This is a genomic window from Thermobifida alba (genome assembly GCF_023208015.1).
GTDB lineage: Bacteria > Actinomycetota > Actinomycetes > Streptosporangiales > Streptosporangiaceae > Thermobifida > Thermobifida alba.
The window spans coordinates 4,229,484-4,239,946 of record NZ_CP051627.1 but is presented as its reverse complement, the minus strand read 5'-3'; the positions used below and the strand labels follow the sequence as shown (position 1 = coordinate 4,239,946).

General features: G+C 72.2%; 10 protein-coding genes. 5 read left to right on the top strand and 5 right to left on the bottom strand.

From position 1 onward, the window contains the following. Positions 1 to 55 precede the first annotated feature (55 nt). From serC to FOF52_RS18915, 3 genes are all read left to right on the top strand, one after another. Entirely contained in the window at positions 56 to 1,177 is a 1,122-nt protein-coding gene (gene serC / locus FOF52_RS18925; protein ID WP_248591253.1) for a phosphoserine transaminase, read from the top strand. Positions 1,178 to 1,271: 94 nt separating this feature from the next. Further along, positions 1,272 to 2,267, top strand: coding sequence for a glycerophosphodiester phosphodiesterase family protein (locus tag FOF52_RS18920; RefSeq protein ID WP_248591252.1), 996 nt, complete (start codon positions 1,272 to 1,274; stop codon positions 2,265 to 2,267). Positions 2,268 to 2,411: 144 nt separating this feature from the next. Then, a complete protein-coding gene (locus tag FOF52_RS18915; RefSeq protein ID WP_248591251.1) occupies positions 2,412 to 3,002 on the top strand; it encodes a Uma2 family endonuclease in 591 nt (196 codons plus the stop codon). Positions 3,003 to 3,005: 3 nt separating this feature from the next. Here FOF52_RS18915 and FOF52_RS18910 read toward each other — a convergent pair whose 3' ends face one another. The 5 genes from FOF52_RS18910 to FOF52_RS18890 form a co-directional block, all read right to left on the bottom strand. Beyond that, complete coding sequence (locus FOF52_RS18910) at positions 3,006 to 4,055, bottom strand: esterase-like activity of phytase family protein (protein ID WP_248591250.1); 1,050 nt, start codon at positions 4,053 to 4,055, stop codon at positions 3,006 to 3,008. 295 nt (positions 4,056 to 4,350) lie between these two features. Continuing rightward, positions 4,351 to 4,902, bottom strand: coding sequence for an RNA 2',3'-cyclic phosphodiesterase (gene thpR / locus FOF52_RS18905; protein ID WP_248591249.1), 552 nt, complete (start codon positions 4,900 to 4,902; stop codon positions 4,351 to 4,353). A gap of 9 nt (positions 4,903 to 4,911) precedes the next feature. Beyond that, positions 4,912 to 6,174, bottom strand: coding sequence for an MFS transporter (locus tag FOF52_RS18900; protein ID WP_248593931.1), 1,263 nt, complete (start codon positions 6,172 to 6,174; stop codon positions 4,912 to 4,914). 143 nt (positions 6,175 to 6,317) lie between these two features. Further along, positions 6,318 to 6,767 (bottom strand): MarR family winged helix-turn-helix transcriptional regulator, encoded by a 450-nt coding sequence (locus FOF52_RS18895; protein ID WP_248591248.1) that lies wholly within the window; start codon positions 6,765 to 6,767, stop codon positions 6,318 to 6,320. Between the two features lie 143 nt (positions 6,768 to 6,910). Continuing rightward, positions 6,911 to 8,362 (bottom strand): NCS2 family permease, encoded by a 1,452-nt coding sequence (locus tag FOF52_RS18890; RefSeq protein ID WP_248591247.1) that lies wholly within the window; start codon positions 8,360 to 8,362, stop codon positions 6,911 to 6,913. A 161-nt stretch (positions 8,363 to 8,523) separates the two neighbouring features. Between FOF52_RS18890 and FOF52_RS18885 the strand changes: the two genes are divergently transcribed. Both FOF52_RS18885 and FOF52_RS18880 read left to right on the top strand, forming a co-directional pair. Then, entirely contained in the window at positions 8,524 to 8,874 is a 351-nt protein-coding gene (locus tag FOF52_RS18885) for a DUF2530 domain-containing protein (RefSeq protein WP_248591246.1), read from the top strand. 40 nt (positions 8,875 to 8,914) lie between these two features. Next, positions 8,915 to 10,399 carry a DUF7059 domain-containing protein gene (locus FOF52_RS18880; protein ID WP_248591245.1) on the top strand — a complete coding sequence of 495 codons (1,485 nt, stop codon included), beginning with the start codon at positions 8,915 to 8,917 and terminating at the stop codon, positions 10,397 to 10,399. The last annotated feature ends 64 nt before the right edge of the window (positions 10,400 to 10,463 follow it).

Genomic DNA, 10,463 nt, shown 5'->3' with positions numbered 1-10,463 from the left:
CGGTTTCCGCCCCTCCGCCGACGCGGCGGCGGTCGAGCCGAGTAGGCTTGGCCGGGTGACCGAGATCCACATTCCAGAGAACCTGCTGCCCGGCGACGGCCGCTTCGGTTGCGGCCCGTCCAAGGTCCGTCCCGAACAGCTGCACGCGCTGGCCTCCTCGGGTGCCGCCTACCTCGGCACCTCGCACCGCCAGAAGCCGGTGAAGTCGCTCGTCGGCCGGGTGCGCTCCGGACTGGCCGACCTGTTCTCCCTGCCCGACGGCTACGAGGTGGTCCTGGGCAACGGCGGCACCACCGCGTTCTGGGACATCGCCGCGCACACCCTGGTGCGCAACAAGTCCCAGCACCTGTCGTTCGGCGAGTTCTCCTCCAAGTTCGCCAAGGTCACCAAGGGCGCCCCGTGGCTGGCCGAGCCCACCGTCATCACCGCCGCCCCGGGCACCTACGCCCCGCCGCGGGCCGAAGCCGGGGTGGACGCCTACGCGCTCACCCACAACGAGACCTCCACCGGCGTGGCCGCACCGATCGCGCGGGTCGCGGACGCCGACGAGGACGCCCTGGTGCTGGTGGACGCCACCAGCGGCGCGGGCGGCCTGCCGGTCGACGTCGGCCAGACGGACGTCTACTACTTCGCGCCGCAGAAGTGCTTTGCGGCCGACGGCGGGCTGTGGATCGCGATCATGTCGCCGCGGGCGCTGGAGCGGATGGCCGAGATCGCGGCCTCCGACCGCTACATCCCGGAGTTCTTCTCCCTGACCACCGCGGTCGACAACTCCCGCAAGGACCAGACCTACAACACCCCGGCCGTGGCCACGCTGCTGCTGTTCGCCGAGCAGATCGAGTGGATCAACGGCCAGGGCGGCCTGGACTGGGCGGTGCGCCGCACCGCGGAGTCCGCGTCGATCCTGTACGGCTGGGCGGAGAAGTCCGAGTACGCCACCCCGTTCGTCGCCGACCCGGCGCACCGCTCCCAGGTCGTGGGCACGATCGACTTCACCGACGAGGTGGACGCCGCCGCGGTCGCCAAGGTGCTGCGCGCCAACGGCGTCGTCGACACCGAGCCGTACCGCAAGCTCGGCCGCAACCAGCTGCGCATCGGCATGTTCCCGGCGATCGAGCCGGACGACGTGCGCGCGCTGACCGAGTGCATCGACCACGTGGTGAGCAAGCTCAGCTGAGTCGGCCCGCCCCTTCGCAGTCCCTGTCGGCCGGTCCGGAGGAAGTCCGGGCCGGCCGGCGTTTCCGCAGCACGGATCACGAACGGTCTCGGCCATGCGCAGGAACAAGCAGCTTCCGCACATCAAGATCATCTCTCACCGGGGCGCGTCCGGGCACCGCCCCGAGCACACCCTGGCCTCCTACACGCTGGGGGCGCGCTACGGCGGCGACTTCATCGAGGTGGACCTGGTCGCCACCAGGGACGGGCACCTGATCGCCCGGCACGAACCGGAGATCGGGCAGACCACGGACGTGGCGTCCCGCCCCGAGTTCGCCGACCGCCGCCGCACCCTGACCATCGACGGCCGCGAGGTCACCGGGTTCTTCGCGCAGGACTTCACGCTGGCGGAGATCAAGACGCTGCGCGCGGTGGAGCGGCTGCCCGAGGTGCGCCCGTACAACGCCGAGCACGACGGCGAGTACGAGATCCCCACCCTGGCGGAGATCATCGACCTGGCCGAGGATCTGACCAGGCAGTTGGGGCGGCCGATCGGGATCTACCCGGAGACCAAGCACCCCGCCCACCACGAGTCGGTCGGCCTGGAGCTGGAACCGCCGCTCATCGCACTGCTCCGGGAGCGGGGCCTGAGCGGCCCGGAGCCCCGCCTGCCGGTGTTCCTCCAGTCCTTCGAGGCCGACAGCCTGCGCAAACTCCGGGAGTTGGAGGTGCCGCTGGTGTTCCTCATGGGCGCGGAGGAGCCGTGGCTGCGCCACACCACTCCGGAGGGCCTGGCGGAGGTGGCCTCCTTCGCCGACGCGATCGGCCCGGAGAAGTCCCTCGTCGTCCCGGTCACCGACGAGGGCGCGCTGGGGGAGCCCACCTCCCTGGTCGCCGACGCCCACGAGGCGGGCCTGCTCGTGCACCCCTACACGTTCCGCAGCGAGAACCACTTCCTGCCCCCGGCGCTGCGCTCCGGTGACGACCCGACCGCCTACGGGTCCTTCGCCGCCGAGTACGAGGCGTTCTTCGCGGCGGGGGTCGACGGGGTGTTCACCGACCACTCCCGGCACGCGTTCCTGGCCCGGGAGGTGTTCCTGGAACAGGGCTGAGCCCGGGAAAGCGGGCCGTCCCCGAAGCGTCGACCTGGTTGTCCGGTCGGCGCTTCCCTATTCTCGGAAACGACGGGTGGGCGGGAAGCGGCTCGACCACGCTCCTGGCCCAGGAGGTGACGTAGCGAAATGAGTCTCGCTGTGATGGAAACGAGTCCCCGTTCTGCGGCGACCGACCCAGAGGACGTGCTGCGCGCCTGGCAGGAGTTGGACGTGCCCGACGGTTGGCGGGCCGAGATCATCGATCCGGGAAAGATCAGCCTGTTGTCCCCTCCCTCGAACCCGCACAACTTCATCGTCGAACTCCTCCAGGAGGCCCTCTTCCCGGCCAGACCGGCGGGCACCGGCCTCTACCAGACCGTGGGGCTGTGGATCGCGTCCATCGGCAGGCTCTTCATTCCCGACCTCACCGTGGTCCCGCGGTCGGTCATCCGCACGACGAAGGCCCCGACCGCGGCGGAGCACGCCCTGGTCGTCGTGGAGGTCACCTCCCGGGACAACGCCGACGACGACCGGGTCAAGAAGCTCGCCGGGTACGCGCGCGGCATGGTCCCGCTGTACCTGCTCGTCGACGCCTGGGACCCGTCGGGACCGTCGGTGACCCTGTACGAGAACCCCCGCAGCGGGGGCTACGACCTGGCGCACAGGGTCCCCTTCGGCCGACCGATCACGCTGCCCGCGCCGTTCGACGTGGAGATCGACACCACCGAGTTCCCACCCGGCGCGGACTGGTGACCGCTACCCCCTGCGCGCCAGCCAGACGATGGCGAGGATGGCCACGACCGCCACGCCGATCCCGATGAGGATGAGGCCGCCCGCACCGCCTCCTCCGGAGAGGTCCGCCTCCTCGGTCGCACTGGGCGACGGCTCCTCCTCCGGGGCCGGCAGCACCTCGTCCAGCGGCACCCGCCACACCGGACTCTGCACGCCTTCGCTGCCCACCAGCAGCGCCCTGCCGTCGGGGGTGAAGGCGAGCGACTCGCCCTGCTCGCTCTCGGGCAGGGCCACGGTGGCGATCCGCCGTCCCGGCACGCCCGCGGAGGCGTCGTAGACGGTCACGCTCCAGTAGGTGCGGATGGCGTAGTACTCCCCGTCGGGGGAGAACGCGGCGTCGGTGGCGAACAGCGGGGCGGCGCCGACGCGGGTGAGAGTGTTGACACCGTCGGGGTCGAGGGGGTCGGGGGCCGCGTACAGGCCGCCCGCGAACTCCTTGGTGACGACGTAGAGGCGGTTGTCGCGCGGATCGACGAGCAGGCCCTCGGCGTCCCGGCCGCCGTCGGCGTAGCTGAAGGTGAACGTGGTGGCGGTCACGGTCTGGTCGACCAGGTTCCGCGGCTCCGGGATCCGGTAGACCCGCACGTTCGGCCAGCCGCCCTGGTAGTTGTCGCCGATGTCGGCGACGTAGATCGCGGGCTCCCCGGCCTCGTCGGCGCCGAGCGCGACGGCCTCCCAGTCGCGGGCCTCCACGCCGTCCCCGGCCAGCCAGACCGTGGCCACCGTGGCGCCGTCGCCGTCGACCGCGTACAGGGTGGGCCCGTGGTCGGGACCGCTGTCGTTGTGGGTCCAGTACACGCCCTCGTGGCGCCGTGAGGCGGCCAGCCCGCTGGACTCGGTGATCCGCGGGTCGGTGAGGGTGAAGACCTGTTCGGTGCCCTCGGGCACCGCCTCGCTCGCCGAGGCGTCGGGGGACACCGGTTGGCCCGGTCCCCCGGGGTCGGTCGCGGCTCCCGTGACGGCGGGAGCTCCCAGGAGCACGGCTGCCAGCCACACACGGGCGCCTCGGGTCATGGGGACATCTTGCCATCCGCAGCGCGCCGGGTGCGGACTGCTTCCGGCCACGGCGGCGCCGGAGGCGTCGGGGCACCGCTCCGGGGGCCGGAGGCGTCCGCCGCCCGCTGCCCGGCGGCGGCACGGAGCCGCCGCGCGGGCTCAGGACAGCAGCGACCCGATGACCACGATCAGCATGATCACCGCGAGCACCGTGGGCAGGAGCCAGCGCTGCTTTCGGTTGTTGGTGAGCATGCTCATGGGTCGCTCCGTTTTCTCCTGGTCGCCGCCCGGCACTCGGTTCGGGGTGGTTCCCTCAGGCTAGTTCCCAGGTGGCGATGGTCCGGTACCGGGGGGTGCCGCCCAGTCGGCTGTGCACCAGGTGCACCTCGCCCGCCCGCCAGGGCTCGGTGGCCAGGGTGTCGAGGCGGGCGTGCGGGGCGGTGAGGTTGGTGGTGATGCGGGCGCGGGCCACGGTCAGGTGCGGGGTGTAGCGGCGGTCCTCCACCGGGATGCCGAGTCCGGCGGCGGCGTCGCGCAGGTCGTTCGCCAGCGCGGTCAGGGCCTCGGTGTCCCCGTCCAGTCCCGCCCACAGGACGCGGGAGCGGACCGGTTTCGTCGGGAAGGTGCCGCCGCCGCGCAGGCTGAGGGACATCGCGGGATGCCGGACGGCCACCCGGCCCAGCTCCTCGGCCACCGCGTCGACCCGTTCGTCCGGCACCTCGCCGAGGAACAGCAGCGTCACGTGCCACTGCTCGCGGGGCGCCCAGCGCAGGGCGCGGGCCGTGGGACGCGCGGCCTCCACCGCCGTGCCCAGGGCGTCGAGCACGGCGGCGGGCGGGACGACAGCGGTGAACAGGCGCATCATGCCTCCGAATCAGGCCGGTGGTGCCGCGGCCCCGCCCCGGACCACCTCGACGAAGGGTCGGTGCGCGGTGAGACGCACCCTCGCCCTGAGCCTACGGCCCAGGACGGCGGCGGCGGTGGCGGCGACGGCGGCGCTCACCGTGCCGCCGACGGCCATGCTGACCGCGGGGCCGAACAGGTCGGCCAGCACCCCCACGACGGGGGCGCCGATGGGCGCGACCCCGAGGAACACCAGCATGTACATGGCCATGACCCGGCCGCGCATCTGCGGTTCCACGTTCAGCTGGAAGTAGGCGTTCATGGAGGTGGTGAAGGTCATGAAGCTGACGCCCATCGGCACCAGCGCGACGAGCAGCGCCGCGTAGCCGGGCATGAGGCCGGCGACGATCTGGAGCACCCCGAACAGGAACGCGCCCAGGATCACGGTGCGCAACCGGGGCGCCTCGCGGCGGGCCGCGAGCAGCGCCCCGGTGAGGGAGCCGATCGCGAGGAACGTCGCGGCCAGTCCGAACGCCTCGGAGCCCGCCTGGAAGACGTTGTTGACCATGAGCGCGAGCTGGTTCTGCACGTTGGAGCCGAACAGCTGCACGAAGGCGATCACGGTGAGCAGCAGGAGCAGGTCGCGGCGTCCGGCGACGTAGCGCAGCCCCTCCCGGACCTGGCCCTTGGACCGCGACGCGGGTTCGCTGACGTGCAGTTCGTCGGGGCGCATCAGGAGCAGGCCGGTGAGGACCGCGACGAAGGACGCCGCGTTGATCAGGAAGACCGGTCCGGTGCCGATGAGGCCGATGAGCAGGCCCGCGGCGGCGGGGCCGGTGACCCGGCCCAGTTGGAAGCTGGCGCTGTTCAGTGCGACCGCGTTGGGAAGGTCCTGACGTCCCACCATTTCGACCACGAAGCTCTGCCGGACCGGGGTGTCCACCACGGTGACCAGGCCGAGCGCGAGGGCGAACACGTAGACGTGCCCCACCTGGGCGGTGCCGAACGTGACGAGCAGGCCCAGGCCGAGGGCGAGCAGGCCCATCAGGGTCTGCGTCAGGATGAGCAGGCGGCGTTTGGAGAACCGGTCGGCGAGTGCGCCGCCCCACAGGCCGAGGACGAGCGTGGGCAGGAACTGCAGGGCGGTGGCGACGCCGAGCGCCACGCCGCTGCCGCCGCTCAGTTGCAGGACCAGCCACTCCTGGGCGATGCGCTGCATCCAGGTGCCGGTGTTGGAGACGACCTGGCCGAGGGCGAAGAGGCGGTAGTTGCGGATGGCCAGCGACCGGAACATGCCGGGGCGGCGCCGGGGTTCCTCCTCCGCGGGCGGGTCGGCGGGCGGAACCTGCGCGTTCGTCGCCGCGCGGCGGTCCGGGGAAGGTGCTCTGCTGATGGTGGCGTGCTCCTCCGTGTCGGCCCCCTCCCCGCCGCCCCCGTTCACGACTGGCTCAGGCGGTCCATGATCTCCGCGGCCCGGCGCAGGACCTCCTTGTCCTCCCGGTCCAGTTCCGCGAGCCGACGGGTCAGCCATGCCTCCCGGCGCTGGTGGTCGGAGTCCACCAGCCGGGCGCCCTCCTCGGTGATCTCCACCAGCTGCTGGCGGCCGTCGTTCGGGTGGCGCATCCGGCGGACCAGGCCCCGCGCCTCCAGCGCGGCGATGATCCGGGTCATCGACGGAGGCTGCACCTTCTCGTGGTCGGCGAGCGCTCCGGGCGTCATCTTCCCGTGTCGGGCCAGGGTGAACAGCACTCCTCCCTGTCCCAGGGACAGGGAGGAGTCGGGCCGCTGCGCGCGCAGCCGGCGGGCCAGCCGCCCCACGGCCATGCGGAGCGTCGCGGCCAGGCCGGCGTCCGTTCCGGTCGGCGGGGAAGGGAGGGAACTATTCATTAGCGTGACTCATTACTCTTGCTAACCATATCCCGTGAGCGGGTATTCCCCCAGAACACGGCGGGCAACCCGGTTCACAGGAACGGGTTCGGCGCCCCACCCGGAGGCGGGACGCCGAACGGTACCGGACGGGTCCGGCGGCCTCAGCCGAGGAGGCCCTGGATGGGCGCCTCGGCGAAGTGGATCAGGAAGACCACGGAGACCACCAGCATCAGCGGGTGCACGTCGCGCCAGCGGCCCTGGGCCAGGCGGACGACCGTGTAGGCGATGAACGCGACGCCGATGCCGTTGGCGATCGAGTAGGTGTAGGGCATGACCACGATGGCCAGGAAGGCCGGGATGCCGATCCCCAGGTCGGTGAAGTCGACCCGGGTGACCTGGGTCATCATCATGAAGCCGACGACGATCAGCACCGGCGTGGCCGCCTCGAACGGCACCAGGGCGGCCAGGGGCGTGATGAACAGCGCCCCCAGGAACATCAGGCCCGTGACGATCGGCGCGACACCGGTGCGCGCGCCCTCGCCGACGCCCGCCGCGGACTCGGCGTAGGTCGTGGCCACCGAGGCCGACGCGGCGCCGCCCACGATGGTGCCGATGGCGTCGGCCACGAGCACCCCCTGGGTGTTGGGCACGTTGCCCTCCTCGTCGGTGAGCCCCGCCTGGCTGGCCACGCCGACCATGGTGCCCATGGTGTCGAAGAAGTCCGCCAGCAGCAGGGTGAGCAGCAGCATGAGCACCGTGGCGACGCCCAGGCTCCGCCAGTCGGCGAGCAGGTTGAACTGGCCGATCAGGCTGAGGTCCGGCAGCGACACCAGGTCGCCGACCGAGGTGGGCACCTCGGGCACGGTCAGCGACCAGCCCAGGTCGTTCACCTCGCCGTCCGCGCCGGTCTTGGGGCCGACCTTGGCCACCGCCTCGATCACGATGCCCAGGACCGTGGCGAAGACGATGCCGATCAGCACCGCCCCCTTGACCCTGCGCACCATCAGGATGATGGTGGCCACCAGGCCGAGGACGAACACCAGGATCGGCCATCCGTCCAGGGAGCCTCCCACCCCCAGCTGGACGGGGGTGCCGCTGCCGGGCCGCACGAAACCGGCGTTGACGAAGCCGATCAGGGCGAGGAACAGGCCCACCCCGACCGCGATCGCGCTCTTGAGCGAGGGGGGCACGGCGTTGAAGACCGCGTTGCGGAAGCCGGTGAGCACGAGCACCAGCATGATGACGCCCTCGATGACCACCAGGCCCATCACGTCGGACCAGGTCATCATGGGCGCCAGTACGTAGGCGACGATCGCGTTGAGGCCCATGCCCGAGGCGATCGCGAAGGGGTAGCGGCTGATGACGCCCATCAGCATGGACGAGATCGCGGCGACGAGCGCGGTCACCGCAGCCACCTGCGGGATGCCCAGGGTGTCGCCGTTGATGTCGGGCGCCGTGCCGATGATCAGCGGGTTGAGGACGACGATGTAGGCCATCGCGAAGAACGTGGCCAGACCGCCGCGGACCTCACGGGCGAAGTTCGAGCCGCGCTCACTGACCTTGAAGTAGCGGTCGAGCGTGGCGGGGAGACCGGTGCGCTTGGAGGAGGGCACTTCGGAGACTGGGGTAGAGGACTCACTCACTCGCTCTAATCTGACAGCCCCTGGTCACGGCCAAACATCAGATCCGTTCCGAGTTCTCACACGTCAGCGAGGTCACACTCGGGACACCCGCGGCGGGCGGCGACCGCGCGCGGATCGTCTAGCCTGAAAACGTGCGTAAACCCCGGCAGCCCGACCCCGAGGTCCACGAGTCCGACTACCGCGTCCCGGCGGCGGTGGGCACGGCGGCGTGGACCGTCGCCCTGATCGTCCTCCTCCTCCAGGGCGACCGGCTTCCCGAGGACGACCGGTGGTGGATCTGGGTCTGCGTGACCGGAATCACCCTGGGCGTGTTCGGTTTCTGGTACGTCCCCCGCCTGCTGCGCAGCCGCGCCGAGGCCGAGGAGCGCCGCCGGGCCCGGCGCGCCGCGGAACTCCCTGAGGGCCCCGCCCCGGCCCCCCGGCCGGAGTCGGCCCCCGACCGGGGGGAGGTCGGCGAGGTTTCCGGGCAGTCCCAGCCCTGATCCGCCCCCGCTCCACGAGAATGTCCTCGATAATGAACGGGTGTCCGAAACGTTCCGCCCGTTGTCGCCGCACCTCGCCGACCGGCTGCGCGGCATCCTGCTCGACGCCGACTACACCGTCTCCGGGGTCCGCGACCGGCTCGGTGACACCGCGGCGCGGGCTCTGGCACGTGAACAGCTGATCCCCGCCCTGCGCGCGACCGGCGGCGAGGAGCGCCTCGGCCTGCTGCTGCGCCTGTGGTGGCTGGGCGAGGCGGTGCCGGAGGCCGCGCTGCGCGCCCTGCCGCTCGCCGAACTCGCCGAGGCGGGCCTGCTGACGGTGCGCGACGGCCGGGTGCGCGCCCTGGTGCAGGTGAAACCGTGGGAGCTGGCCGACGGCCGCCCCGGCTACACCGTCTCCGATCCGACCGTCCGCCCGGGGCGGGGGCAGCCCCGCCCGGACCACGTGGTGGGCGCGGGCGGGGCCTCGGCCACCCTGGCCCAGCTCGTCGTGGACGGTCCCGTGGACCGCGCCCTCGACCTGGGGTCCGGCTGCGGCGTGCAGTCGCTGCACCTGGCGGAGCGGGCGGACCGGGTCTGCGCCACCGACGTCAACCCGCGCGCCCTGTGGATGACCCGGATCAGCTGTGCGCTGTCCGGTCTGGACAACGTCGAGACCCGCGAGGGGTCGCTGTACGCACCGGTCCGCGGGGAGCGGTTCGACCTGATCGTCTCCAACCCGCCGTTCGTGGTCACCCCCGGTGCGGCCCGCTACGCCTACCGGGAGTCGGACCTGCCCGGCGACTCGGTGTGCGCCGAGATCGTCTCGGCCGCCCCGGCGTACCTCACCGACGGCGGCTGGTGCCAGCTGCTCGCCAACTGGCTGCACGTCGACGGCGAGGACTGGCGCGACCGCGTCGGCGGCTGGGTCGCGGGCACGGGGTGCTCCGGCTGGGTGGTCCAGCGGGACGTGCAGGACCCGGCCGAGTACGTGGAGCTGTGGCTGCGCGACTCCTGCGAACAGGACAGCCCCGAGTACACGGCGCGCTACGACGCCTGGCTCGACTACTTCGAGCGGGAGGGCGTCAAGGGCATCGGCTTCGGGTGGATCTGCCTGCGCAACGACGCCGCCCAGGACGCCACGGTACGGGTGGAGGAGCTGCGCCACGAGATCGACCAGCCGGTCGGCCCGTACCTGCCGGACGTGGTGGACGGGGCGATGACCGCGCACCGCCTCACCGACGCGGCCCTGCTGGCGGCCCGGGTGGCCCTGGTGCCGGGGGTCCGGGAGGAGCGGATCAGCGTGCCGGGCGCCCCCGACCCGGAGCGGATCCTGCTCCGCCAGACCACGGGGCTGCGCCGCGTGGCGCAGGTGGGCACGGTCGAGGCCGCGTTGGCGGGGGTGTGCGACGGCACGATCCCGGTGGGGCCGCTGCTGGACGCGATCGCGGAGCTGATCGGCCAGGACCCGGCGGCGCTGCGGGAGCGGACCCCGGCGTCGCTGCGCGGGCTGATCGCGGAGGGCTTCTTCCGCGTCGCCCGGTGACCCCGGCGCCCCGGCCGTGCCGGGGAGGCCCGCATCGCCCCGGTGCGGGATCTCGGGGTTTTCC

Bases quoted from the DNA above. Each gene is read 5' to 3' on its own strand.
- FOF52_RS18900 (WP_248593931.1), bottom strand. From the start codon at position 6,174: ATGTTCCGGTCGCTGGCCATCCGCAACTACCGCCTCTTCGCCCTCGGC.
- FOF52_RS18920 (WP_248591252.1), top strand. From the start codon at position 1,272: ATGCGCAGGAACAAGCAGCTTCCGCACATCAAGATCATCTCTCACCGG.
- thpR (WP_248591249.1), bottom strand. From the start codon at position 4,902: ATGATGCGCCTGTTCACCGCTGTCGTCCCGCCCGCCGCCGTGCTCGAC.
- FOF52_RS18910 (WP_248591250.1), bottom strand. From the start codon at position 4,055: ATGACCCGAGGCGCCCGTGTGTGGCTGGCAGCCGTGCTCCTGGGAGCT.
- FOF52_RS18895 (WP_248591248.1), bottom strand. From the start codon at position 6,767: ATGAATAGTTCCCTCCCTTCCCCGCCGACCGGAACGGACGCCGGCCTG.
- FOF52_RS18915 (WP_248591251.1), top strand. From the start codon at position 2,412: ATGGAAACGAGTCCCCGTTCTGCGGCGACCGACCCAGAGGACGTGCTG.